Annotated in this window: 17 protein-coding genes; 2 read left to right on the top strand and 15 right to left on the bottom strand. The window is 70.0% G+C overall.

The features are described 5' to 3' along the window. On the top strand, positions 1–2390 hold a 2390-nt coding region (locus MVA01S_RS17360; RefSeq protein ID WP_218006065.1), incomplete at its 5' end, for a cadherin-like domain-containing protein. Here MVA01S_RS17360 and era read toward each other — a convergent pair. The 10 genes from era to hrcA all read right to left on the bottom strand — a co-directional run bounded on the left by era (position 2387) and on the right by hrcA (position 12965). After that, the gene (gene era, locus MVA01S_RS17355) at positions 2387–3304 is read right to left on the bottom strand and encodes a GTPase Era (protein ID WP_003928544.1); all 918 of its coding nucleotides are present in this window, start codon (positions 3302–3304) and stop codon (positions 2387–2389) included. The genes MVA01S_RS17360 and era overlap by 4 nt on opposite strands. After that, a complete protein-coding gene (locus MVA01S_RS17350) occupies positions 3301–3618 on the bottom strand; it encodes a cytidine deaminase-like protein (RefSeq protein WP_003928543.1) in 318 nt (105 codons plus the stop codon). The genes era and MVA01S_RS17350 overlap by 4 nt, the downstream gene beginning before the upstream one ends. After that, entirely contained in the window at positions 3615–4910 is a 1296-nt protein-coding gene (locus MVA01S_RS17345) for a hemolysin family protein (protein WP_003928542.1), read from the bottom strand. The genes MVA01S_RS17350 and MVA01S_RS17345 overlap by 4 nt, the downstream gene beginning before the upstream one ends. Then, positions 4907–5461 (bottom strand): rRNA maturation RNase YbeY, encoded by a 555-nt coding sequence (gene ybeY, locus MVA01S_RS17340; protein WP_003928541.1) that lies wholly within the window; start codon positions 5459–5461, stop codon positions 4907–4909. Before ybeY ends, MVA01S_RS17345 begins: the two co-directional genes overlap by 4 nt. Before the next feature lie 7 nt (positions 5462–5468). Next, positions 5469–6533 (bottom strand): PhoH family protein, encoded by a 1065-nt coding sequence (locus tag MVA01S_RS17335; protein WP_040539807.1) that lies wholly within the window; start codon positions 6531–6533, stop codon positions 5469–5471. A gap of 77 nt (positions 6534–6610) precedes the next feature. After that, entirely contained in the window at positions 6611–9445 is a 2835-nt protein-coding gene (locus MVA01S_RS17330; protein WP_003928539.1) for an MMPL/RND family transporter, read from the bottom strand. Beyond that, positions 9442–9861 (bottom strand): MmpS family transport accessory protein, encoded by a 420-nt coding sequence (locus MVA01S_RS17325; protein ID WP_081528951.1) that lies wholly within the window; start codon positions 9859–9861, stop codon positions 9442–9444. The genes MVA01S_RS17330 and MVA01S_RS17325 overlap by 4 nt, the downstream gene beginning before the upstream one ends. Positions 9862–9973: 112 nt before the next feature. Continuing rightward, a complete protein-coding gene (locus MVA01S_RS17320; protein WP_003928537.1) occupies positions 9974–10714 on the bottom strand; it encodes a 16S rRNA (uracil(1498)-N(3))-methyltransferase in 741 nt (246 codons plus the stop codon). 18 nt (positions 10715–10732) lie between these two features. Continuing rightward, positions 10733–11881: a molecular chaperone DnaJ gene (gene dnaJ / locus MVA01S_RS17315; protein ID WP_003928536.1), complete on the bottom strand. Its 1149-nt coding sequence runs from the start codon at positions 11879–11881 to the stop codon at positions 10733–10735. A gap of 52 nt (positions 11882–11933) precedes the next feature. Next, entirely contained in the window at positions 11934–12965 is a 1032-nt protein-coding gene (gene hrcA, locus MVA01S_RS17310) for a heat-inducible transcriptional repressor HrcA (RefSeq protein WP_003928535.1), read from the bottom strand. A gap of 169 nt (positions 12966–13134) precedes the next feature. Between hrcA and MVA01S_RS17305 the strand changes: the two genes are divergently transcribed. Further along, entirely contained in the window at positions 13135–13446 is a 312-nt protein-coding gene (locus MVA01S_RS17305; protein ID WP_003928534.1) for a type II toxin-antitoxin system VapB family antitoxin, read from the top strand. 96 nt (positions 13447–13542) lie between these two features. Here the strand turns inward: MVA01S_RS17305 and MVA01S_RS17300 are convergent, their stop codons facing one another. The 5 genes from MVA01S_RS17300 to MVA01S_RS17280 all read right to left on the bottom strand — a co-directional run. Beyond that, the gene (locus tag MVA01S_RS17300; protein ID WP_003928533.1) at positions 13543–13764 is read right to left on the bottom strand and encodes an MbtH family protein; all 222 of its coding nucleotides are present in this window, start codon (positions 13762–13764) and stop codon (positions 13543–13545) included. Further along, positions 13742–15049 (bottom strand): NADPH-dependent L-lysine N(6)-monooxygenase MbtG, encoded by a 1308-nt coding sequence (gene mbtG, locus MVA01S_RS17295; RefSeq protein WP_003928532.1) that lies wholly within the window; start codon positions 15047–15049, stop codon positions 13742–13744. The genes MVA01S_RS17300 and mbtG overlap by 23 nt, the downstream gene beginning before the upstream one ends. Then, positions 15046–19539 (bottom strand): non-ribosomal peptide synthetase, encoded by a 4494-nt coding sequence (locus MVA01S_RS17290; protein WP_003928531.1) that lies wholly within the window; start codon positions 19537–19539, stop codon positions 15046–15048. Before MVA01S_RS17290 ends, mbtG begins: the two co-directional genes overlap by 4 nt. Next, positions 19536–24656: a non-ribosomal peptide synthetase gene (locus MVA01S_RS17285; RefSeq protein ID WP_040539803.1), complete on the bottom strand. Its 5121-nt coding sequence runs from the start codon at positions 24654–24656 to the stop codon at positions 19536–19538. Before MVA01S_RS17285 ends, MVA01S_RS17290 begins: the two co-directional genes overlap by 4 nt. Position 24657: 1 nt before the next feature. Beyond that, positions 24658–26147: SDR family NAD(P)-dependent oxidoreductase (locus MVA01S_RS17280; protein WP_159426332.1), on the bottom strand; the 1490-nt coding region annotated here is incomplete at its 5' end.

The following is a 26147-nucleotide window of genomic DNA, read 5'->3' as shown; positions in this document are numbered from 1 at the left end:
GCCGAGCCGCGACCGTCGCTGCGGCGCCGCCGCCGGTATCGCCCGGTGACCCGGCGAGCGCTCCCCGCTCCGCACCGCTGCGCGTCGATCCCCCGGCCGGGCGACCCGCGAGCACGACGCGGGATCTGCTGCCCGTGGCAGCGCCGCAGCACGTACAGACCACCCCGGTCACCCTCGCCACCGCCGTCGTCACGGCCCTGCTGTCACCGGATCTCGCTCCCGGCCCGGCGGCCCCGGCCCGGCCGCCGCTACTGATCTTCGCCGTCCTCGATTGGTTGCGACGCGAGATCCAGCGCACCTTCTTCAATCGCCCTCCGGATGCGGTGACAGACTCCTACAGCACCTCGGAGGGTCTGGACGTCACCGGCAACGTGCTGACCAACGACACCGACGCGGACGGCGAGGCACTGCGAGCGTCCCTCGTCCGTGGGCCCACACATGGCGACCTGACACTCAACGCCGACGGAACATTCACCTACACCCCAGGCCAGAACTTCAGCGGCACCGACACATTCACCTACAAAGCCAGCGATGCCGGATTTCACCTGCACGGCCTGCTGCCACTGGTCAGGCCCGACTGGGGCCACACCGACACCGTGCGCGTCACCCTGACCGTCACCCCGGTGAACGACATGCCGGTCACCATGGGCGACAACTACACCGTCACCGCGGGCCAGGTGCTGACTGTCGCCGGGCCCGGGGTGCTCGCCAACGACAACGACCCCGACGGCGACCGGCTCACCGCGGTGAAGTTCTCGGACCCGACCCACGGTGTCCTCGCGCTGAAGTCCGACGGCAGCTTCACCTATACCCCCGACGACGATTTCACCGGCACCGACCGCTTCGAGTACTTCGCGACCGACGGGATCACCGACGGCGTGCCCGCTTTCGTCCACGTCACCGTCACCGAAGAGGCGGTGCCGGTGGCGGGTTACGACAGCTTCGCCACACCGACGGGAACCGCGATCACCATCGATGCGGATGCGCTGCTGGCCAACGATTTCGACAACGAGAACGATCCGATGACGGTGGTCGTCACCTCGGCCCCCGAGAACGGCGAGTTGGTCGACAACGGTGACGGCACCTACACCTACACCCCCGACGACGGCTTCGTCGGCACCGACTACTTCGAGTATGTCGCCGCCGATGCGGGCGGCCAGAGCGAACCGGCCGAGGTCAGTGTCAACGTCGGAGTTCCCGCCAACACCGCACCGGTGGCCGTCGCCGACCACCTGACCACCAGGGTCGACACGCCCAGGGTCATCACCCCGGTCGATCTCCTGGGCAATGACACCGACGCCGACGGCGACGAGCTGTCGGCCTACGTGGTCTCCGACCCACTGCACGGCACACTGGACTTCGACGACGCCGGCGTCTTCATCTACACGCCCGACCCCGGTTTCGAAGGCTACGACAGCTTCCACTACACCGCGTTCGACGGATCGGCGGACAGCACACCGATCGAGGTGCTGATGCTGGTCGCGGGACAGTCCACCGGTAACACACCGCCGGTGGCCGGCTACGACAGCGTCGGCACCGACGCCGACACCGCGGTGATCATCGATCCGGACACGCTGCTGCGCAACGACTTCGACGCCGACGGCGATCCGCTGACGGTGGTGGTGACCCAGGATCCCGCGCACGGCACTCTGCGCACCGACACGACCGGCAAGCTGGTCTACACACCCGACGAGGGCTTCACCGGAACCGACACCTTCTTCTACTCCGCCGCCCAACCCGAGAACGCCAGCATGCCGGCTCAGGTGACCATCACCGTCGGCGAGGACGCCAACACCGCGCCGCAAGCCGTGCCCGACACGTTGGTGACGCCCATCGACACACCACTGCTCATCACCGCCGAGGACCTGCTGGGCAACGACACCGACACCGACGGCGACGGCCTGACGTTCCGGGTGCTCTCCGATCCGGCCGCGGGCTCACTGGTCGACAACGGCGACGGCACCCTCACCTACACCCCTGAGCCCGGAGGATTCGTCGGTCCGGTCAGCTTCGCCTACACCGCGTTCGACGGGGAAGCCGACAGCATTCCGGCGCTCGTCACCATCGATGTCGGCGGACTCGGCCCGAACGTCCCACCAGTCGCCGGAGACGACTACCTGTCCACGGCCGTCGATACGCCGCTGACGATCCTGCCCGCCGACCTCTTCGGCAACGACGTCGATCCGGACGGAGATTCGAGTCTGGTGACGGCGGAACTGATCGCCCTTCCGGCCCACGGCAGCCTGGTCAGTGCCGACGGCTTCGCCACCTATACGCCCGATCCCGGTTTCTCCGGCGTGGACTCTTTCACCTATCAGGTCGAGGACGACCGCGACCTCGGCAACATCGCCACGGTGTATATCACCGTCGGCGAACCCAACGCGGTCTAGAAGCCCAGCCGGCCAAGCTGTTTGGGGTCGCGCTGCCAGTTCTTCGCGATCTTGACGCGCAGGTCCAGATACACCTTGGTGCCCAGCAGTTTCTCGATCTGGGTGCGCGCAGCCGTCCCGACCTCGCGCAGGCGGGCCCCGCCCTTGCCGATGACGATGCCCTTCTGCGAGTCGCGCTCGACGTACAGGATGGCGTGCACGTCCATCAGCGGGTCGTCTTCCGGCCGGTCCGGCCTGAGCTCGACCTCGTCGATCACCACCGCCAGCGAGTGCGGCAGTTCGTCGCGCACCCCTTCCAGCGCGGCCTCCCGGATCAGCTCGGCCATCAGGACTTCTTCGGGTTCGTCGGTGAGCTCACCGTCGGGGTAGAACGCCGGCCCCGGCGGGAGCTTGGAGGCGAGCACCGAGGTCAGCACATCGAGCTGTGTGCCCGAAGTGGCTGAGACAGGCACGATCTCGGTGTCCGGGCCGACCAGTTCGCTGACAGCCAACAGCTGTTCGCCGACCCGGTCCTTGGACACCTTGTCGATCTTGGTGACGACCACCACCAACGTGGTCCGCGGCGCGACGGCCCGGATCTGCTCGTAGATCCAGCGGTCCCCCGGCCCGATCTTCTCGTCGGCGGGGATGCACAGCCCGATCACGTCGACCTCGGAGTAGGTGCCCTTGACCAGGTCGTTGAGCCGTTGCCCGAGCAGCGTGCGGGGCCGGTGCAGGCCCGGTGTGTCGACGAGCACGATCTGGAACTCGTCGCGATGGACGATGCCGCGGATCGTGTGCCGGGTGGTCTGCGGCCGGTTCGAGGTGATCGCGACCTTGCTGCCGACCAGCGCGTTGGTCAGCGTGGACTTGCCGGTGTTCGGTCTGCCGACGAAACAGACGAAACCGGACCGGAATTCGACGTCGTCGGTCACAGCGGAGCACCTGTCCGGTCGGTCACGATGACGGCTGCACCGGACGAGAGTTCGCGCACCGCGGCCACTCCGGCGTCGTCGGCCGAACCGCCCACCAGCACAGCGGCTTCCAGCCCGGTCGCGCCGCTGGACACCGCCGCGGCCACGGCCGCCTGCAGTGCGGTCAGCGTGAGGGCGGCCAGCTCCACCGGTGCGCCCGCGTAGGTGCGCCCGTCGGTGTCCCGGACCGCGGCCCCGGTGCCGGCCTCGGCACGGCCCATCGCACCACGGGCCAGCACCACCAGCTTGGTGTCCTCGGGATCGAGCGAGCTCATTCGTGTCCTTCCACGTTCTCCGGCGGTTCGACGGGGCTGACCAGCACGGTGCCGATCCGGACCCGGCCACGCGGGTCGGGCCCGCCCTCGGCGCGCAATCGCAGGCCGTCCCAGGTCACCTCGGCGCCCGGCAGCGGCACGCGGCCGAGTTCCAGCGCGACCAGCCCGCCCACGGTGTCGACGTCGAGGTCCTCGTCGAAGTCTTTGTCGTAGAGCTCGCCGAGGTCTTCGATGGACAGCCGTGCCGAGACCCGGTACTGATGGTCGCCGAGGTCCTCGACCGGCGCGACCTCGTCGGTGTCGTACTCGTCGGCGATCTCGCCGACGATCTCCTCCAGCACGTCCTCGATCGTGACGAGCCCGGCGATCGCGCCGTACTCGTCGACCAGCAGGACCATGTGGACCCGGTCGCGCTGCATGTCCCGCAGCAGCGCGTCCAGCGGCTTGGAGTCCGGCACGAAGGCCGCGGCCCGCATCACGTCCGACACCGGGGTGTCACGGCCCCGGTCGGTGGAGTAGTAGGTGCGTTGCACCAGGTCCTTCAGATACACCACACCGACGACGTCGTCGACGTTCTCGCCGATCACCGGGATGCGGGAGTGGCCGCTGCGCACCGCCAGGGACGTGGCCTGGCCTGCGGTCTTGTCGTGCTCGATCCACACCATCTCGGTGCGCGGGACCATCACCTCGCGGGCCGGGGTGTCGCCGAGTTCGAACACCGACTGGATCATCCGGCGTTCGTCGTCGGCCACCACGCCACGCTGCTGGGCCAGGTCGACGACCTCGCGCAGCTCGATCTCGGACGCGAACGGGCCGTTGCGGAAACCGCGCCCGGGCGTCAGCGCGTTACCGATCAACACCAGCAAGCGGCTGACCGGCAACAGCAGCACCGAGATCGCCTGCAGCGGAAGCGCAGTAACCAACGCGATGCTGTAGGCGTTCTGCCTGCCCAGGGTCCGCGGCCCGACACCGACGAAGACGAAGCTGACCACCGCCATGATGGCCGCCGCGGCCGCCAGCCCCCACGTCACCCCGAGTCCACCGTCGAGGAACGCGGCCAGCAGCACCGTCGCGCTCACCTCGCAGGTGATGCGCAGTAGCACGATGAGGTTGATGTACCGGGGGCGCTCGACCATCACCCGGGCCAGGCGCACGGCGCCGGGGCGCTCGTCGCGCACGAGTTCCTCGACGCGGGCCATCGACACGGTGCTCAGCGCCGCATCGATCGCGGCGAACAGCCCGCCGAAGAAGACCAGAACGATGGCGGTGAGAAGCTGGCCGATCGGGCTCACAGAGTGTCGCCGCGGGTCGGATCGTCGAAGTGTCGCGACCTGTCCAGCAGCCGGCGGTCCTTCTCGGTCTGCCGGTCCTGGTGGTAGGCCTCGACCTGCTCGGCGACCCACCCCTCGAGGAGTTCGCGCTGCAGCGCGAACATCTCTTTTTCCTCGTCGGGTTCGGCGTGGTCGTAGCCGAGCAGGTGCAGCACGCCGTGCACGGTGAGCAGGGCCAGCTCCTGACCCAGCGTGTGGCCGGCGTCTTCGGCCTGCTTGGCGGCGAACTCCGGGCACAGCACGATGTCGCCGAGCATCGACGGTCCCGGCTCGGGCGCGTCCGGGCGCCCGCCGGGCTCCAGCTCGTCCATCGGGAAACTCATCACGTCGGTGGGCCCGGGCAGGTCCATCCACCGCACGTGCAGGTCGGCCATCGCCGCGGTGTCGAGCAGCATCATCGACAGCTCGGCGGCCGGGTTGACGTCCATCTTGCGGATGACGTACCGCGCGACGCTGATCAGTTCTTCTTCCGAGACGTCGAATCCCGACTCGTTGGATACCTCGATGCTCATGAAGCCGTTACCGCCGTGGACGTCCGGAACCGGACGAGCGGCGCTGCGCCCGGTTTGTGGTCGAATCGCCGAACTTCACCTCGGCCCGCTCGTAGGCATCCACGATCTCGGACACCAGCCGGTGGCGCACCACGTCGGCGCTGGTCAGTTCTGCGAAATGGATGTCGTCGATGCCGTCGAGGATGCGCATCGCCGCACGCAGCCCCGAGCCCGACCCGTTGGGCAGGTCGACCTGCGTGGCATCGCCGGTCACCACGATCTTCGAGCCGAATCCGAGCCGCGTCAGGAACATCTTCATCTGCTCCGCAGTGGTGTTCTGCGCCTCGTCGAGAATGATGAACGCGTCGTTGAGCGTGCGTCCCCGCATGTAGCCCAGCGGCGCCACCTCGATCACGCCTGCGGTCATCAGCTTCGGGATCAGCTCGGGATCCATCATGTCGTGCAGCGCGTCGTAGAGCGGGCGCAGGTAGGGGTCGATCTTCTCGCTCAGCGTGCCGGGCAGGAAGCCCAGGCGCTCGCCGGCCTCCACCGCGGGGCGGGTCAGGATGATCCGGCTGACCTGTTTGGTCTGCAGCGCGCTGACCGCCTTGGCCATCGCCAGATACGTCTTGCCCGTGCCGGCCGGGCCGATGCCGAACACGATCGTCTTCGCGTCGATCGCGTCGACGTAGCGCTTCTGGTTCAGCGTCTTGGGCCGGATGGTCTTGCCTCGCCGGGACAGGATGTCCAGTGTCAGAACGTCGGCGGGCGACTCGTCGCCGGCCCCGGTCAGCATCGCCACCCCGCGGCGCACGGCGTCGGGGGTCAACCGCTGTCCGCTGCCGACCACCTCGACCAGCTCCGAGATGGCCCGCTCGGCCAGCGCCACGTCGGCGGCGTCACCGGAGAGGGTGATGTCGTTGCCGCGGGCGTGGATGTCGGCGGCCAACAGGTCTTCGAGTTCGCGCAGATTCTCGTCAGAAGATCCCAGGAGGCCCATGACGTATTCGGGCGGAACTGTGATGGTGCTGCGGACCAGCGATCCAGGAGACGTTGCGGATGCGGCCGAGCTTGCGTTCTCGCGGGGCGCCACGTGAAGTTTTCTGCCTGCTTCCTGGGTTGTGAATGGGAAACCCCAGTTTAGCGCCGCCCCCCGCGAGCGCCCAATGGTCAGGGCTGCGGAGGTGCGGGCAACGGGCGGGACCGGACGACCAGCGGCCACCAGAACCAGCGCCCGAGCAGCGTCGCGATCGCGGGCATCATGAACGCCCGGACCACGAACGTGTCGAACAGCAGCCCCAGCCCGATGGTCGTGCCCACCTGCGCCATCACCCGCAGATCGCTGACCACCATCGACGCCATGGTCAGTGCGAACACCACCCCGGCGACGGTCACCACGCTGCCGGTGCCGCCGATCGCCCGGATCATCCCGGTCTTGATCCCGGCCGGGATCTCCTCCTTGAACCGCGACACCAGCAGCAGGTTGTAGTCGGAGCCGACCGCGATCAGCGCGATGATCGACAGTGCCAGCACCATCCAGTGCAGTTCGACGCCGATGATGTGCTGCCAGATCAGGATCGAGATGCCGAACGACGCGCCCAGCGACAGCGTCACGGTGCCGACGATCACCAGCGCGGCGACCAGGCTGCGCGTGAGCACCAGCATGATCATCAGCACCAGGCACATCGCCGAGATCACCGCGATGAGCAGGTCGTAGCGGGACCCGTCGGACATGTCCTTGAACGTCGCCGCGGTGCCGCCGAGCTGGATCTTGGCGTTCTCCAGCGGGGTGCCCTTGAGCGCCTCGATCGCCGCGATCTTGATCGGCTCGACGCGCTGCAGCGCCTCCTCGGTGGTCGGGTTGCCGCGGTGGGCGATCAACATCCGCACGGTCTTGCCATCGGGCGAGAAGAAGCTCTCCATCGCCTTCTTGAAGTCCTCGTTCTCGAACACCTCGGGAGGCAGGTAGAACGAATCGTCGTTCTTCGCCGCGTCGAACGCCTTACCCATCTCGGTGGAGTCGCGGGTCAGCTCGTCCATCTGGTCGTAGAAGCCGCCCATGGTGGCGTAGGTGGACAGCATCATCTGACGCATGCTCTCCATGGTCTCGATCATCGGCGGGAACGTCGCGAGCATCTCCGGCAGCAACGCCTTCATCTGGTCCATGTTGACCACGGCCTTGTCGAAGGTGTCGGTCATCGTGCCGATGCCGTCCATCGAGTCGAACAGGGACCGGAACGACCAGCACAGCGGGATGTTGTAGCAGTGCGGTTCCCAGTAGAAGTAGTTGCGGATCGGCCGGAACTGGTCGTCGAAATTGGCGATCATGTCGCGCAACTGGTGGACGGTGTCGCGCATGTCGGTCATGTCGTCGATCATCACGGTGGTGATGCCGGAGAACTTCGTCATCAGCCCGTACATCTTTTTCATCGTCGCGATGGTCTCGCCGATGTCGTCGGCCTGGGTCCGCATGTCGGCGATGCGGTCCTTCATCAGCTTCATGTTCTGCTGCTGGCCGACGCCCTGCATGCTGATCAGGAACGGGATCGAGGTGTGCGCGATCGGCGCGCCGTCGGGCCGGCTCGGCGCCTGCACCCGGGCCACCCCTTCGACGTTGAACACCCGCTTGGCCAGCCGGTCCAGGATCAGGAAGTCCGACGAGTTGCGCAGGTCGCGGTCGGTCTCGACGACGAGCACCTCCGGGCTCATCCGCGACAGCGAGAAGTACTTGGTGGCCGCCTGCAGGCCTGCGTTGGCCGGGATGGACTCCGGGATGTAGCGGGTGTCGTCGTAGCTGGTCTGGTAGCCCGGCAGCGCGGCGAGCCCGATCAGCGCCAGGGCCAGCGACGCGACGAGGATCGGTCCGGGCCAGCGCACCACGGTCGTGCCGACCCGGCGCCAGGCCCGGATCCGCATGGCGCGCTTGGGCTCGAGCAGGCCGAAACGGCTGCCGACGGTGACGATCGCGGGCCCCAGGGTCAGCGCGACGGCGACCCCGGCGAGGATGCCGACCGCGCACGGCACACCCATGCTCTGGAAGTACGGCATCCGGGTGAACGACAGGCAGTACATGGCGCCGGCGATGGTCAGACCGGAGCCCAGCACCACATGCGCTGTGCCGTGGAACATCTCGTAGTAGGCGGCTTCGTGGTCGGCCCCGGACGCGCGCGCCTCCTGGTAGCGGCCGACCAGGAAGATCGCGTAGTCGGTGCCGGCCGCCACGGCCAGTGAGATCAGCAGGTTCACCGCGAACGTCGACAGGCCGATGACCTGGAAGTGGCCCAGCGCGGCCACCACGCCGCGGGCGACCGACATCTGGACGCCGACCATGATCAGCAGCAGCACGACCGTGGTGACCGACCGGTAGAAGAACAGCAGCAGCACGATGATCACGGCGAAGGTGACCATCAGGATCAACGCCATGCTGCTCTCGCCGGCGATGTTGACGTCGGCGGTCAGCGCCGCGGGACCGGTGACGTGCACCTGCACGCCGGGTGGCGGGGGCAGGTCGGCGACGATGTCGCGGACGGCGGCGACCGACTCGTTGGACTTGGTCTCGCCCATGTTCCCGGCGAGATTCAGCGCGACGTAGGCGGCGCGCCCGTCGGAGCTCTGCGCGGCGGCCTCGGTCAGCGGGTCGCCCCACATGTCCTGGATGTTGCGGACGTGCTCGGGTGCGGCTTCGAGTCTGTCGATGAGTTCGTCGTAGTAGGCGTGCGCGTCGTCGCCGAGCGCCTCCTCGCCTTCGAGGACCACCATCGCGACGGAGTCGGAGTCCGATTCGCCGAAGAGCCGGCCCATGTCCGACATCGCCTGCATCGCCGGCGCATCGCTGGGGCTCATCGACACGGCGTTCTGGGCGGCCACCACTTCGAGCTGTGGCACCAGCAGATTCAGCGCGGCGACCACCAGCACCCAGCCGAGGATGATCGGCACGGCCAGTCGGCGGATCCACCGCGCCAGCGGCGTCGGGTCCTGCAGGGACCTGTTCGGGGACCGGGTCATGCCGACTTGGTGAAGCAGTAGACGTAAGCGGTGACGTTGTAGGCGGTGCGTTCGTCCTTGACGACGTCGTCGGCCAGGATGCGGCAGCCGATGAAGTCGCCGTCGCCTTGGGCCACCACGTTTCCGACCATGGCCGGGGAGTTCGACTCGACTTCGATCGACCACGGCAGCGCGGCACCGACGATCTGGTTCGGGTCGCCTTCGGCGTCGATGTAGTTGATGTCGGCGGTGGCGCCGGGCTCACCGAAGATCTCGTAGCGCACGACCTTCGGGTCCGACTTGTTGGAATCCTCGGACATGTTCCCTGCGTAGGTCGGCAGTTGGTGGGAGCCGAAGATGCCGCGGATACGCCACACCGCGAAACCGCCGACGACGAGCACGATCACCAAGAGGAGCGGTATCCACGCTCGCGTCAGACGGGTGAGAATCGGGAGTCCTTCGAGAGATCGGCGCAGCCCTCGGGCCTTACGGTCAGAGGGAAGGCTAACCTATCTAAAAGTCCCGTGGGGAACTACCCCCCGGGGGTTTCTACGCCCAGCGCGAAGTGAGCGCTCCCAAGGCGCCCAGTGCGACCGCGGCTGCCGTCGAGGTGCGCAGCACCGTCGGCCCCAGTCGCACGGCGACCGCCCCGGCGTCCACCAGCCCGGCCAGCTCCTCGTCGGCGACGCCGCCTTCGGGACCGACGATCAGGGTCAGCGATTCTGCTTGCGGCACAACCATTTCGGCGAAGGGTCGGATGGCCGACTCGTGCAGCACCAGCACCGTGCCCGCCGGCGCGGACCGCGTCGAGGCGATCAGGTCCCGGGTGGTCACCGGCCCGTCGACGGTCGGGATGTAGGGGCGCCGCGACTGCCGCGCCGCCGACCGGGCCACCGCCCGCCACCGCCGCAATCCCTTGTCCACCTTGGCCGCTCCATCCCAACGCGCCACGCAGCGGGACGCCTGCCAAACCACGAACGCGTCCGCGCCGGCCTCGGTGGCCAGTTCGATCGCAAGCTCGGAGCGGTCCGACTTGGGCAGCGCCTGCACCACGGTCACCGACGGTGACGGGGGCGCGACGACGCGACGGTCCAGGACCCGGGCGCTGAGGCGGCCCTTGGCGACGTCCTCGACGACGCAGTGGGCGATCGTCCCTGCGCCGTCGGCGAGGTCGAGTTCCTCCCCCGGCCTGGTCCGGCACACGGTGGCCGCGTGGTGCCCCTCCTCGCCGTCGACGACGGCCAGCGCACCTGCGCCCGGGACGGCGTCGACGTAGAACAGCGAGCGCATCGGGACGGCAGCGCGGGGCTAGCGGCCGGTGAACGTCTCGCGCAGACGGGAGAACAGCCCGCCGCCGTGCGCAGACGCGTTGCCGTTCTGCGCCGAGCGCACCTCGGCGGTGCCCTTGGTGCGCTCCTTGAAGGCGCGGAGCAGCTCGATGTCCTCGTGGTCGAGCCGCGACGGCACCACGACGTCGATGTGAGCGTGCAGATCGCCACGCACCCCGGAGCGCAGATGCGGCATGCCGTGCCCGCGCAGGGTGGTCACCGCACCGGGCTGGGTGCCGGCGGGGATCGTGAGCTCGATCGGCCCGTCCAGGATCGCGTCGACGGTCACGGTGGTGCCGAGCGCGGCGTCGACCATCGGCACCGACACCGTGCAGTGCAGGTCGTCGCCGTCGCGGACGAACACCGGGTGCGGCTTCTCGTGCACCTCGACGTAGAGGTCACCGGCCGGCCCGCCGCCGGGGCCGACCTCACCCTGGGCGGCCAGCCGCACCCGCATACCGTCACCGACGCCGGCGGGGATCTTGACGCTGATCTCTCGGCGGGCCCGGACCCGGCCGTCACCGGAGCACCGGTTGCACGGGTTCGGGATGACCTCGCCGACGCCGCCGCAGACCGGACACGGGCGCGAGGTCATCACCTGTCCGAGCAGGGACCGCTGCACGGTCTGGATCTCGCCCCGGCCACCGCACGTGTCGCAGGTGACCGGCGACGAGTCGCCGTGGGTGCCCTTGCCGTGGCACAGGTCGCACAGGATGGCCGTGTCGACGGTGACCTGCTTGGTCACGCCCGTCGCGCACTCTTCGAGATCGAGCCGCATCCGCAGCAGCGAGTCCGAACCGGGCCGGACGCGACCCACCGGGCCGCGCGAGGTGGCGCCGCCACCGAAGAACGCCTCGAACACGTCGCCGAGGCCACCGAATCCGGAGAATCCGCCGCCCCCGGCCGCCGCGGACTCCAGCGGGTCGCCGCCGAGGTCGACGATGCGCCGCTTCTCGGGATCGCTGAGCACCTCGTAGGCGGCGCTGATCTCCTGGAAGCGCGCCTGGGCGCCCTCGTCCGGATTGACATCCGGATGCAGTTCACGGGCGAGCTTTCGGTACGCGCGCTTGATCTCCGAATCACTCGCGCCTTTGCTCACTCCGAGCAGCCCGTAATAGTCGCGTGCCACGCTCAACCTTTCCCACCCGACCGATCCGCTCAAACCCCTGCGGGGAACGCGGTCAGCGGTTTCCTAAGACTTCGCCAATATAGAGAGCAACTGCGGCGACGTTCGCGATGGTTCCCGGATAGTCCATCCGTGTGGGCCCCAACACACCCATGCCGCCGAAGACTTTGCCCGAGCTGCCGTACGCCGTGCTGATCACCGAGGTGCCCGCCATCTCCTCGGCCTCGGTCTCGTGACCGATCCGCACGGTGACCTTGCCCGCCTCCTGCTGTTTGGCCAGCAGCCGCAGCACCACCACCTGCTCCTCCAGCGCTTCGAGCACCGAACGCAGCGACCCGCCGAAGTCCGCGGTGTTGCGGGTCAGGTTCGCGGTGCCGCCCAGCAGCAGCCGCTCCTCGGTGTGCTCGACCAGCGTCTCGACGAGCACCGTCGCCGATCTGCCGACCGCGTTGGCCAGACCGCCCTGCCCGTTGAGGTGCGACGCCAGGTCCGACACCGCCACCGAGGCCGCCGACAGGGGTTTGCCCTCCAGCGCCTGGCCCAGCAGATCGCGCAGCTGTGCCAGCTGGGCGTCGTCGATCGGGTCGCCGAGTTCGACGATGCGCTGATCGACGCGTCCGGTGTCGGTGATCACGACCAGCAGCAGCCGGGCAGGCGTCAACGCCACCACTTCGAGCCGGCGGACGGACGAGGTGGTCAGGGTCGGGTACTGGACGACCGCGACCTGGCGGGTCAGCTGCGCGAGCAGTCGCACCGCGCGCCTGAGCACGTCGTCGAGGTCGACGCCGGACTCCAGGAAGGACAGGATCGCGCGCCGCTCGGCGCCCGACATCGGCTTGACGTCCTGGAGTCGGTCGACGAACTCGCGGTAGCCCTTCTCGGTCGGCACCCGGCCTGAGCTGGTGTGCGGCTGTGCGATGTACCCCTCGGCCTCCAGCACCGCCATGTCGTTGCGCACGGTCGCGCTCGACACCCCGAGGTTGTGCCGCTCGACGAGAGCCTTGGATCCGATCGGCTCCTTCGTGGCGACGAAGTCGGCGACGATGGCACGGAGAACCTCGAAACGACGGTCGTCGGCGCTGCCCATTGATCACCCACCTGAAGAAGACATGTTCCTGTGGCGTTCATTTTACGGGGACCGCGGGAAATGGCGTCATCGACAGCCCGGCAGACACACGGCGCGCGTGGCGCGGGCAGGCTACCCTCACGAACGAGACAACACTGTGCGGGGGACAACGGGCAGCAAAGGCGCGTCGATGATCTTCAAAGGGGTTCGCGATGGCAGGCCCTACCCTGACCACGGCCTGTCCCACCGGCAGTGGGCCCAGATCCCGCCGAGGCAGATCCGGCTCGACGAACTCGTCATGACCACCACCGTGCTCGCCCTGGACCGGCTGCTGTCCGAGGACTCGACGTTCTACGGCGACCTCTTCCCGCACGCGGTCAAGTGGCGCGGGAACGTCTACCTCGAGGACGGGCTGCACCGGGCGGTGCGTGCCGCCCTGCGCAACCGCACGGTGCTGCACGCCCGGGTGTTCGATATGGACGGCGCCCCGCAGGCCACCTGATTCCTCGCCCCAGCTCCTTCAGGCGAGCGTGCGAGTCTGCGGCCGACACGCCGCGCAATTACCGGAGTTCACGCACGCTCGCAGAGGTGGGCAGAGTTACGGCGAGGTCGAGTTCATGGCCTCACGCAGACTGCGGGGCCGAAGATCCGTCCAGACCTCCTCGACGTAGGCCAGACAGTCGGCCCTGGTGCTCTCGCCGAAGACCACCCGCCAACCGGCCGGCACCTCGGCGAACACGGGCCACAGGCTGTACTGCTCCTCGTCGTTGACCAGCACGTAGAACGTGCCGGCGTCGTCATCGAACGGGTTGGTGCTCATCGGTTCTCCTACTCGAATGATGATGTGCCGCATCCGGATAGCGGGCGCCGAGCACACGGTCGGACAACAGTCCGAGACAACTCAGGTTCGGGAACCCCGGGCCCTGCGTCAGCCCGGACAGGCCGGGCAGGAACAACTTCGGGGTCAGCGCGGCGATCGACAGGTCGTGGCCGATGGCCTCCTGCAGTGAGTCGCCGGTCAGCGGGGCGCCCAGGGTCAACTCGATCAGGTCGCGCGCGTCGGGGCTGAAGAGGGGCTCGAACCACATCGAGTCCGCGCCGGAACCGTCGATCACCAGATCGAATCCGTGCACGGTCTCCAGCGCTTCCCCACCGCGTCTGGCGCTCAGCGTCAGCCGGATGCGTTCGTCGCGGGCCACCGCGTGGGCGACCCGGCCGCGCAGATGCCGGATCCGGTCGTCGGCCAGCAACGCGTCCTGCACCCGCGCCGAGAACACGCCGCGGTCGGTGCGGGCCAGCGCGTCACGGCGTTCGGCCATCGTCAGGCTCGCCCAGTCGGTCGGATCGGAGAACAAGGAGTTCTCGAAGAAGCTCTCTCCGCGGGTGAACAGGGTCACCTGCGGGGAGATGACGGTGATGGTCGAAACCCGGTGCCGGAACAACTCGTTGAGCATGGACGCGGCGGTCTCGCCGCCGCCGATCACCGCGACGCGCTCGGCGACGATGAGCTCCTGACGGGCCGCGCGCTCCCAGAACTGCGCGATCGAGAGCACCCGCGGGTCGTGCGGCAGGATCGACCGGGCGGCCTGACCGGGTCCGGTGATCATCACGCCGTCGGCGTGCACGCTCTGCTCGGGGGTGATCAGCTCCCAGCGTCGGCCGTCGGTGGAAATCCGTTGCACCTCACCGGTGATCACCGTCATGCCGATGTTGTCGGCCACCCAGCGCAGGTAGCGGCTCCACCCCGCGTGCGTCGGCGAGGGTCGGCCGCGGTCGATCCACTCCGCGAACTGCGCGCTGGCCACCAGGTAGGACTGCCAGCTGTGCCGCATCATCCGCTCGTCGAGCTCGGCGTTGCGCCGCGGCACCAGTGCCGAACGGTACGGGAAGCCGACGTCCTTCTCCGGGCTGGTGCCCAGGCGGTGCTGACCGTCGGTCCAACCGCCGACGGCCTGCCAGTTGGCGCCGACGACACTGCGTTCGACAGCCACCACCTCGGGCGCCTCGACGCCCATCGCGCGCAGCTCCGCGGCCTTGGCGGCCACTGCGATCGCTTTCGGCCCGGCCCCGACGACGGCCAGGGTGGGGGTGGGACGGGATGTCATAGTGCCTCTCCGAGCACGGCGACCGCCTGCTGCCAGATCGTGGTGAGCCGGTCCACCTCGGCCGGCTGCGACAGCGCGGTGCTCCACCGCCAGCTGGTGCGAAGTGTCGGCCCGTCGGCCCCGGCGGAGACCACCGCGATGACGTCGAAGGTGTAGCGCAGCGGCAGGTCCGGTTCGGCGGCGGCCGGCATGTGCGCGTTCAGGGCCTCGTCGGTGATCAGGGACCAGGGCCGGCCGGTCTGGTCGGCACTGAGGTCGTAGCGGCCGATGTAGTTGAACTCGACCTGCGGTTCCGGCATTCCGACGAGCGCGTCGTCGCGCCGGGTGTAGCGCAGCAGGCCGTAGTCGAGACCGCGGCCGGGCACGGCGGCGAGCTGGTCGACGACCGCGCGCAGCAGCGTCCGGGCCGCGGCCGGATTGCGGCCGGCGGTGTCCACGTCGATCGCGGCCTCGCCGGCGCCGAGACGCACCGGAAACACCGAGGTGAACCACCCGACGGTGGCCGAGGTGTCCACACCGTCGAACAGACTGTCCTCGCGACCGTGCCCCTCCAGAGCGACGAGCGTGCCATGGTGGGCGGGCTGGCCCCGCTCGATCCGCCAGGACGCCAGCGTCAACGTCAGTGCGGCCAGCAGGAAGTCACGCATCTCGACCCCGGCACGCTCGAGCCGGTCCAGCAGCGCGCGGGTGGCGGTCGCGCCGGTGACGACGTCGCTCGACTGCAGCGACGCCCACGTGTCACGTCCGGGGTCGGGCCTGCGCCGGCCCAGCACCGGATCGGGGGCGGCGAGCTGTCCGACCCAGTACCCGCGCTGGGCGTCGACGTCGTCGGTGCGGCTGCGCTGGTTCAGCTGCCGTGTCCAGTCCCGGTAGGTGGTGTACTCGACGGCCTGGTCCGGGCAGTGGCCCGCGGCAAGTTCGGTGTCGAGCTGGGCCAGCGCACCGAGCAGGATGTACCAGGACACCACGTCGGTGGCCAGGTGATGCACACACAGCAGCAGCACCGGCGGGCCCTGCCGGAACCACACCGCCTGCACCATCGCACCCGCGGCCGGGTCGATACGGTCCACGGCGGCAACGACTTCGGTGGCCAGCACGGTGTCGGCGGCGGCATCCACGGCGTGCAGCACGTCGGCCGCCCGCACCGCGCCGGGCGGGCGGGTGAGCAGCCGCCCCGCCCCGTCGAGGGTCGAGCGCAGCATGTCGTGGCGGTCGAGCACGGCCTGCAGGATCTGCGTCAGCCGCTGGCCGGTGAGGTCGGCGGGCAGCGAGACGAGCACGTTCTGGGTGAAGCGGCGGAAGCTCCCGTACTCGTACATCCAGGACATGACGGGGGCCGGCTGCACCTCCCCGAAGCGGGTCTCGGTCACCGGGGCCGGGGCGTGGTCGGGCCCGCCGGAGTCGATCGCGGCGGCGAGCTCACGGATGTTGTCGCACTCCAGCATCAGCCGGGCGCGCATCTCGATGCCCCGCCTGCGGGCGGCCTGCACGAGCGTCAGCGCCACGATGCTGTCCAGGCCCATCTCCAGGAAGTCGGCTTCGACGTCGACAGTCTCGACGGCGAGCACCTCCGACAGCAGTTCGACCAGCGCGGTCTCGGTCGGCGTCTCCGGTCCGGCGGACGGGCCGTCCTCGACCGTGAGCCCGGCCAGTGCGGCCTCGTCGATCTTGCCGTGCGGGGTCAGCGGCAGCTCCCCCAGGACGACGACCCGTTGCGGAACCATGTAGCGGGGCAGGCGTTTCGCCATCAGCGCACGCAGCTCCGCGACGGCCGGCGGGGACGCCCCTGCGGCCACATACGCGGTCAGCCGGGTCTGTGCTCCGCGCCGGTCGACGACGACGTGGGCGTCGCTCACGGCCGGATGTGCACTCAGCACCGCGGCGATCTCGCCGGGTTCCACCCGGAATCCGCGGATCTTGACCTGGTCGTCAGCCCGGCCGAGGAACTGCAGGCCGCCGTCGGCGGCGCGCCGCACCACGTCGCCGGTGCGGTACATCCGCTGCCCGGGGGTGAACGGGTCGGCGACGAACCGGGCCGCGGTCTCGGCGGCCCGGCCGAGGTAACCCCGGGTCAACTGTCGGCCCGACAGGTACAGCTCGCCGGCGACGCCGTCCGGTACCGGCCGCAGCCACGCGTCCAGCACGTAGGCGCTCATGGTCTGCGCCGGGCTGCCGATCGAGGGCCGCGGATACCGGTCGATCGGCGCGACCACCGCCTCGACGGTGGTCTCGGTGGGCCCGTAGCAGTTGAACGCGGTCATCCCGGTGCGGCCGCACTCGTCGCCGATCAGCCGCCAGGTCGCGGGACTGACCGCCTCGCCGCCGAGGGCGAGTACCGCCAGCGGCACCGTGCTGAGCAGGCCGACGTCGTGCAGCTGGGCGAACATCGACGGCGTGGTGTCGAGCATGTCGATGCCGAACCGCCCGATCTGGTACACCAAAGCCTCTGCGTCGCGCTGGGATTCGTCACCGACGAGATGAACCGAATGGCCGTCGAGCAGTGCCGCGAGCGGCTGCCAGGCGGCGTCGAAGGTGAACGACCAGGCGTGGCCGACGCGCAGCGGTCGGCCGATCCGCGCGGCGGCCGGTCGCAGCACGTGCGCGGCGTGGTCCTCGGCGTAGGCCAGCACCGCGCCGTGGGTGCCCACCACACCCTTGGGCCTGCCGGTGGTGCCCGAGGTGAACACGATGTAGGCGGCCCGATCGGCCATCACCCGGGCGGGCAGGTATCCGGCGGGCGGCCCGGCGGCCGGCAGGGCAGCCAGGAACGCCGGGTCGATCACCAGGGTCGCGCCGGACTGGTCGAGGATGTCGGCGATGCGTTCGGCGGGCATCGCCGGGTCCAGCGGGACGATCACCGCGCCGGCCTTGAGTACCCCGAACATCGCCACGACGTAGTCGGGGCCGCGGGTCAGCAGCACCGCGACCGGCGTCTCGGGGCCCGCGCCGGCGGCGGTCAGCGCCGCGGCCACCCGGTCGGCGGCCTCGTCGAGTTCCCGGTAGGTCAGCGTTCCGCTGTCTCCCCCGGCTTCCCACGTCAGCGCCACCGACCCCAGTCGGCTGCCGGCGACCCGGGTGAACCGCTCGTGGATACCGCCCTGGATGCTGTTGTCGCCCAACAGTTCCTGTGTCGGCGGCACCGGCGCGTACTCGGCGGGCAGCAGCACCCCGGCGGTGCGCAGCGGCCGGTCCCAGCAGTCGATCAGGCGTTGCGCGGTGTGCAGCACCCGCCTGCCGAGGTCATCCGGACGCAACGCGCCCAGTGCCCCGTCGAGCGTCTCGACGAACACCGTGAGCTGTTCGTCGGCCAGATGAGCCGCGATGGTCACCGGGAAGTGCGAGAGGCTCTCCAGCGCCGACGGCACGAAGGTGGCCCCCTCGGCCTCGAACCGGGTCTGGCCGACCAGGCCGCCGGGCGGGAAGTTCTCGTACACCAGCAGCGTGTCGAACATCTCGCCGATACCGCCGAGGGCCCGCAGCTCGGAGTGGCTGAGATACCCGTGGTCACGCAGCGTCGCGGCGTCGCGCTGCAGCGCCAGGCACTGTGCACCGGTCGGTCCCGCGGGCTCCAGCCGCACCCGCAGCGGCACCGTGTTGATGAACAACCCGACCATCCGCTCGACCCCGGCCAGCTCCGCAGGCCGCCCCGACACGGTGACGCCGAACACCACATCGACGCGGTCGGTGATCACCGACAGGATTGTCGCCCAGGCCATCTGGACGAGCGTGTTGATCGTGACACCGCGACCTCTGGCCGCCTCGGCGAGCCGGCGGGTGGCCTCGGTGTCCAGCCTCACCTCGGTCAGCCGGGGCCGGCCCGGTTTCGGGGCCGACGACGTCAGCGCCGGGGTGAGCAGCGTCGCGCCGTCCACGCCGGCAAGGTGCCTGCGCCACACCGCGCGGGCCGCCTCGTCATCGCGGCCGGCCAGCCAGCCGATGTAGTCGCGGTAGGGCCGCGGCGCGTCGGGCAGTGCGGCGACGTCCCCGGCGGCGCGGTAGAGGGTCAGCAGCTCGCCCATGAACAGCGGCAGCGACCAGCCGTCGATCAGGATGTGGTGCGCAGTTACCACGAACCTCATCCGCTGCGGCGCCTCGATCAGCAGGAACCGGATCACCGGGCCCCGGTCCAGGGTGAACGGCCTTGTCCGCTCGGCGTTCTCGATCGCCTCCAGATCAGCGTCGTCAGCGGCGGTGACGTGTCGCCACGGCACCTCGACCCTGGTCGGGATCACCTGCACGGCGCGGCTCAGATCGCCCTTGATGAAGCTGGCCCGCAGGTTGGCGTGCCGGACCAGCAGCGCGGCCGCACATTCCCGCAGCAGCTCGGCGTCCAGGTCGCCGGTCACGTCGGCGGCCATCGCGATGACATACGGGTCGGCGTCGCGCCCGTCGGACAACGTCGCCATCGAGAACAGCCCCTGTTGCAGCGGGCTCAGCGCCAGGACGTCTTCGATGACCGGCGGGTCGGCGCCGGGCCGGGTCTGGGTCATTGCCTGCTGCCCCACGCTTCTGACAGCGCTGCCAGCTCGGCGTCGGCGAGCCCGGACACCGACATCGGCGCGTGATGGGTGTCCTGTTGTTCGGGCGCCGCTGCACAGCCGTCGTCGAGTGCGGCAGCCAGCTCGGCCAGCTCGGGATGTTCGAACACCATCCGCGCGGTCAGGCCGAGTCCCGCGTCGCGGGCCCGGGCGGCGAGCTGCACGGCCAGCACGCTGTCACCGCCCAGCCCGAAGAAGTCGTCGCGGCGGCCGACGTCCTCGGCGCCGAGAAGCTCGGAAAGCAGTGCGGCCAGGGCACGTTCGGTCTCGGTGCGCGGCGTTTCGAACGGCACGGGCGGGGCGTCGGCGGCGGCATCGACAACCGGGCCACCCGCGACGGGGGCACCCGCGACGATGTCGAGCCGGCCGTCGTCGGTCCACCTCGCCCGGTCCCCGGTGCGGTAACGCTCGGTTCCGGCGAACGGGCCGCCGCTCAGATACAGGTCGCCCAGCACCCCGACCGGGACCGGGGCGAGGTCGGCGTCGAGCACCTGCACCCGGGCGCCGGTGCTCCACTCCTCGGTGACGCGTCGCCGCTCCTCGGCGGACAGGATGTCGACGTCGCGCAGCGCGCGGCCCGGGCTGTCGACGAACGCCGCCACCACCCGGGTCAGCCACTGACCGAGGCGTTCGACGGTGCGCCGGGCATACAGCTCGGGACGGTAGATCAGGTAGCCGCGGTAACCGGCGCCGTCGGAGCCCGTCTCGGCCAGGAAGTTCAACGACAGATCGGCCTGGGCGATGTCGAAAGTCGGCTCCAGCGCCGTGAACTCGGTGTCGCTGTCGATCATCTGGCGTTGCGGCAGCTGTTCCCGGACGTGCACCACCACCTGGAACAGTGGATTGCGCGCCAACGTGCGCGGCGGATTCACCGCCTCGACGACCTGCTCGAACGGCACATCCTGGTTGGAGTACGCCGACAGCGCCATGTCGCGGGCCCGGATCAGTACCTCGCGCAGCGTCGGGTTGCCGCCCAGGTCGTTGCGCAACACCACGAAGTTCACGAAGAACCCGACCAGCTGCTCGAGCTCGGCTTCGGAGCGGCCGGCCACCGGGGTGCCCAGCGGCACGTCGAGGCCCCCGCCGGCTTTCGCGAGCGTGACCGCGACCGCGGCCTGCAGCAGCATGAACTCGGTGATACCGAGTTCGCGGCACAGCTCGGCGATCCTGCTCCGGACTCGCCCGTCGATGGCGAACTCGACGGCGTCGCCCTTGCCGCTGGGCAGCCGGGGCCGCGGGAAGTCCAGCGGCAGACCGGCTTCTGCCGGCGCGTCGGCCAGCTGACGGGTCCAGTACTCGCGCTGCGGGCCCACGATCCCGGTGTCGTCGCTGAGCAGCTGCGCCTGCCAGGCGCCGTAATCGGTGTACTGCACGGGCAGCGGCGCCCAGGTCGGCCGCTCACCGGCGGTCCTGGCGCGGTAGGCGGTCACCAGGTCGGTGAACAGCACGCCGCCCGACCAGTGGTCTCCGGCGATGTGGTGGATCACCACCGACACCACGTGGTCGTCACCGACGCCGAGCACCGCCGCCCGGATCGGCCACTCCTCTTCCAGGTCGAAGGTGTGCTTGCGTTCACGGTCCAGTTCGGCCTGCAGCCACTGCTCGCCGTCGCCGCGGGCCCGGCGGACCCGGATGTCGCCCGCCGGGTTGACGATCTGGTAAGGCACGCCGTCGATCTCGCGGTAGGTGGTGCGCAGGATGGCATGCCGGTCGACGACGTCGCGGATGGCCGCGACGAACGCGTCGGCGTCGCAGGGTCCGGTCAGCCGCGCGGCGAACGGGATGTTGTTGATCGGGCTGCGGCCCTCGATGCGGTAGCCGAACCAGGAACGCAGCTGCGACGAGGACAGCGGCGCGGGGCCGTCCTGCGGCGCGGCGACCAGCCGGGGCCGGCGGGGGGTGTCGCCCTGGGTGCCGGCCAGCGCGTCGAGGTGGGCGCCAAGGCGGGCGACGGTGGCGTTCTCGAAGACATCGCGCACGTCGACGTCGACGCCGAACCGGGTCCGCAGTTCGGCGACCAGTCGGGTGGCCAGCAGCGAGTGACCGCCCAGGTCGAAGAACGAGTCGTCGGCGCCGACGCGCTCGTGGCCGAGCAGATCGGCAAATACCTGCGCGAGTTCACGTTCGGTGCCCGCCGCGGGTTCGCGGAACTCGTTGACCGCGGAGATCTGCGGCTCGGGCAGCGCGGCGCGGTCGATCTTGCCGTGCGCGGTGATCGGGATCGAGTCCACGACCACGTACGCGGCCGGGGCCATGTACTCGGGCAGGGCCGCGGCGACCCGTGCCCGGATCCGGTCGACGTCGACCGTCGCGCCGTCGGCCGGGGTGAGGTAGCCGACCAGGCTCTTGCCCAGGCCGGGCAGATCGCTGACGACGACCACGGCCTGCGCGACGCTGGGATCGACGGTGATCGCGGCGGCGACATCACCCAGTTCGATGCGGAATCCGCGGATCTTGACCTGTTCATCGGCGCGGCCGACGAACTCGATGTCGCCGTCGGCGTTGCGCCGGGCCAGATCGCCGGAGCGGTACATCCGTGCGCCGGGGGTGAACGGGTCGGCGACGAAGCGCTCGGCGGTCAGCGCCGGCCGGTGATGATAGCCGTGCGCCACATGCGTTCCGCCGATGTAGATCTCGCCGATCGAGCCGACCGGCACGGGTTGCAGCGCATCGTCGAGCAGGTGGATCTCGGTGTTGATCTTGGGCTTGCCGATCGGGACGATCCGCGTGCCCTGCCTGCCCTCGACCTTGAACCGGCTCGCGTTGATGACCGTCTCGGTCGGGCCGTAGAAGTTGTGCAGCAGCGCGTCGAAGGTGGCGTGGAACTTGTCGGCGACCTCACCGGGCAGCGCCTCGCCGCCGATCGGGACGCGCTGCAGGGTGCGCCACTGGTTCACTCCCGGCAGAGACAGGAACAGCCCGAGCAGCGACGGCACGAAGTGCATCGCGGTGATGCCCTCGTCGCGCAGCAGCGCGGTCAGGTAGCCGATGTCGTTCAGCCCGCCGGGGCGGTGGATGACCAGCCGCGCACCGCAGGCCAGCGTGCCGAAAACCTCGGCGATGGACACGTCGAAGCTCGGCGAGGCGACCTGGAGCAACCGGTCGTTCTCGTCGACCCGGTACTCGTCGGCGAACCAGACGAAGTACTCCGCGACGGGCCGGTGTGGCACCGGGACGCCCTTGGGCAGACCCGTGGAGCCCGAGGTGTAGATCAGGTAGGCGGTGTTGGCCGGACCCACCGGGCGCACCCGGTCGGCGTCGCCGGGGTTGTCGGCGCGGCACCGCTGTGCGTCCGCGACCGGTTCCCGGACAATGACTTTCGCGTCGCAGTCATCCAGAATGAAGTTCAGGCGGTCCTGCGGGTAGGTGGGATCGACGGGCACGTAGACCGCCCCGGCCTTCAGCACGCCCACTGCGGTCACGACCAGGTCGGGAGACTTGTCCAGCAGGACCGCGACCCGGTCCTCGGCGCCCACGCCCTGGCCGATCAGCCAGTGGGCGACCCGGTTGGCCGCCTCGTTGATCTCCCGGTAGGTGTAGTGGCGGCCTTCGTAGACCACGGCGGTGCCGTCCGGGCTGCGCCGGGCCTGGTTCTCGATGAGGTCGGTGATCGTGGCGGGCGGGGTGTCGAATCGCGGCCCCGTCGACTGTGCGCGCAGCCAGTGCAGGTCGTCGTCGCCCATCAGCTGCAGCGCGCTCAGCGTGGTGTCGGGCGCGTCCAGGGCGCTGCGCAGCAGCACGGCGTAGTGATCCAGGAGCTGCCGGGCCAGCGCTGGTTCGATGATCTCCACCAGGTGTTCGAGTTCCACGACGATCTCGTCGGCGTCGAACTCCACCATGATGCCCAGCGGCAGGTGGGTCAGATGCGCACGCAGGTCCGCCCTCTCGCAGGTGACACCCGGCGGGGTGAAGCCGAACCGGTCGCGGCCGCGGAAGCCGAAGCTGACCCGCGTCATCCGCTCGGCGCCGTGCCTGCGGTCCGGATTGAGCTCGCGGACCATCCGGTCGAGACCGACCCGCTGGTGGGCGAACGCGCCGAGTGCGGTGTCCCGGGTCTGGGTCAGCAACTCGCGGAACGTCATAGGCGGGCGGGGTCGCATCCGCATCGCGACGGTGTTGCCGAAATAGCCGATGACGTCGTCGGTGTCACCGGCGCGGTTGAGCACCGGGGTGGCGACCAGGAAGTCGTCGACGTGGCTGTACCGGTGCACCAGCACGCCGAACACCGCCAGCAGCACCGCGTACGGAGTCGCGCCTGCCTCGTCGGCCAGAGCCGTGACCCGCCCGGCGATCTCGCGGTCCAGACGCACGCTGACGCGCTGAGAGCGCCAGCTGGTCGGCACGGCCGACCCGGTCGGGCCGGGCAGCTCCAGCGGTTCGGGCGGATCGGCCATCACCGCCCGCCAGTACGCGATGTCCTCCTCGTCGGACCCCACGGGTGCGACGGCCGGCCTGCGCGCCGGCGCCAGCGGTTCACCGACGTAGGCGCGGGTCAGGTCGGCGAAGAACACCTCCCACGAGCCGTCGTCCCACGCGATGTGATGGGCGACCAGCAGCAGCACGAATTCCGTTGCCCCGGTGCGGATCACCGTGATCCGCAGCGGAGAGTCGACACCGAGGTCGAACGGTCTGGCGAATTCCCGCTGGGCGAGCACCTCGAGTCGCAGTCCGCGTGCACGCTCGGACAGCTCGGACAGGTCGTGCTCGGCCCAGCCGGGCATCAGGTCATCGTGGACGGTGGGCACCGGCATGCCGGTGGCGCCCGGGTCGGTGGTCTCGGTGCGGTAGGTGGTCCGTAGCACCCGGTGCCGCCGCGCCACCGCGTCGACGGCGTCGTGCAGCCGCGCGACGTCGATGTCGCCGGTGAGGCGGTAGGACAGGCACACGTTGAGCAGGGCACCGCTGGGGTCGGCGGCGTGCACGAACCACATCCGCAGCTGCCCCTCGGTCATCGCGTCCGGGTCACCCGCGGACTCGACGGTGTCGGTGCCTGCGCTCAGCCCGCGTTCCTGCATCCGGCGTCGCAGCAGCTCCAGCCGACGGTCGTCGAGCTGCGCCGCGGTGTCCATCTCAGTCACTCGAAGAGTCCACTTTCTCTGATAGCCCGGCGATCAGGTCCGTGCCGGTGATCCCGCCGAGCAGGGTGGCCAGCGGGACCGTCTGTCCGGTCAGGCGTTTCAGCCGTTTGCGCAGGTCCAGCGCGAGCAGCGAGTCGACGCCGAGGTCGAACAGCGACGAGTCGAGGTCCAGCGTCGCGGCCTCCACGTCCAGCACGGCCGCGAGTTGGGTCCGCACCGCCTCCGGTGGCGTCATCGACTCGGGCACGGCGCCGAGGGCGGTTTCCGGTGTGGCCTCGGACGGTTGCTTCCCGAAGAACACCCGCATCCGGTCGGGATCGGCCGAGAGCACCAGCGGATCTCCGGAGAACGCGGCCAGGCTGGCCTCGACCGCCAGTTCGGGTTTCATCTGTCGTAGACCCGTGCGTTCCACCCGGACGATCTCCGCGGCGTCGACGATGCCGCTGCCCTCCCACAGTCCGAAACGCACCGCCGTGCAGCGGCGCCCGTCGGCGCGTAGTCGGGCGGCCATCACGTCGAGCATCCGGTTCGCGGCCGCGTAGCCGCCGACGCCTTTACCGCCCCACACGCCGGTCACCGACGAGCACAACAGGATTCGGGCGTCCGACCGGATCGGCCAGTGCCGGATCAGTGCGTCAAGGCCGACGACCTTGGCTCCCGCCATGTCGGCCAGGGCCGCGCCCGTGGTGTGGGCGCGGTCGGCGAAGGTGGCCGTGCCCGCGGCGTGGATGACCAGCGACGCCTGCCGTCCGGCGCCGCGGGCGACGGCCGCCAGCTGTTCGGGGTCGCGCAGATCGCAGGCGGGCGCCCAGATCTCGGCACCGATCCCGTCCAGCGCGGCCGGGTCGACACCGTGGCGGCTCAGCAGCACGATCCGGCGGGCACCGTGGGTCGCCAGGAACCGGGCGTAGCTGAGCCCGATGGCCCCTGATCCCCCGGTGATCACCACCTCGTCGAGTCCTGCGGCGCCCGGCGTCCATGCCGTCGAGGGCACCTCGTCACCGAGTGTCCGTTGGTAGACGGTGTTCTCGCCGCGCAGGGCCAGTTCGCCGGCGCCGTCGAGCATCGCCTCGAGTGCGGGCACCGCAGCGGCAGGCGTGCCCGCAGGCACGTCCAAGTGGTGGAAGCTCTGGTCGGCGTGCTCGAACCCGATGCAGCGGTGCATCGCGGCCAGCCCGGCCTGGGCCAGGTCGGGGGCCGGATCGCCGGTGGTGACGGTCTCCGCGCCGGCGGTGACCAGCCAGACGTCGCGGCAGCGCGGCCCGAACACCTCGGCGTAGCCGAGCAGGCCCTCGTCGACGGCGGTGGCCAGCGCGGCCGGCTCGGCTACGTCGAACGCGGGTGCGACCACGACGACGAGGTCCGCGTCGGCGGCGTCGGTCGAGGATGCCCGCTCGTGTCCGTCCACAGCCGCCCGGAGTGTCACGGCCATCGCTGCGTCGGCACCGAGCTGGACCACGGCGACCCGGCGCGGGGAGCCGG

It is taken from the genome of Mycolicibacterium vaccae NBRC 14118 = CIP 105934, from assembly GCF_001552715.1.
GTDB classification, from domain to species: Bacteria; Actinomycetota; Actinomycetes; order Mycobacteriales; family Mycobacteriaceae; genus Mycobacterium; species Mycobacterium vaccae.
This window is presented reverse-complemented; position numbering and strand designations above follow the sequence as displayed.

Coding starts and splice junctions, on each gene's coding strand:
- MVA01S_RS17305 (WP_003928534.1), top strand. CDS start 13,135: ATGATCTTCAAAGGGGTTCGCGATGGCAGGCCCTACCCTGACCACGGC.
- MVA01S_RS17330 (WP_003928539.1), bottom strand. CDS start 9,445: ATGACCCGGTCCCCGAACAGGTCCCTGCAGGACCCGACGCCGCTGGCG.
- MVA01S_RS17320 (WP_003928537.1), bottom strand. CDS start 10,714: ATGCGCTCGCTGTTCTACGTCGACGCCGTCCCGGGCGCAGGTGCGCTG.
- MVA01S_RS17350 (WP_003928543.1), bottom strand. CDS start 3,618: ATGAGCTCGCTCGATCCCGAGGACACCAAGCTGGTGGTGCTGGCCCGT.
- mbtG (WP_003928532.1), bottom strand. CDS start 15,049: ATGACATCCCGTCCCACCCCCACCCTGGCCGTCGTCGGGGCCGGGCCG.
- MVA01S_RS17285 (WP_040539803.1), bottom strand. CDS start 24,656: ATGGACACCGCGGCGCAGCTCGACGACCGTCGGCTGGAGCTGCTGCGA.
- hrcA (WP_003928535.1), bottom strand. CDS start 12,965: ATGGGCAGCGCCGACGACCGTCGTTTCGAGGTTCTCCGTGCCATCGTC.
- MVA01S_RS17300 (WP_003928533.1), bottom strand. CDS start 13,764: ATGAGCACCAACCCGTTCGATGACGACGCCGGCACGTTCTACGTGCTG.
- MVA01S_RS17290 (WP_003928531.1), bottom strand. CDS start 19,539: ATGACCCAGACCCGGCCCGGCGCCGACCCGCCGGTCATCGAAGACGTC.
- ybeY (WP_003928541.1), bottom strand. CDS start 5,461: ATGAGCATCGAGGTATCCAACGAGTCGGGATTCGACGTCTCGGAAGAA.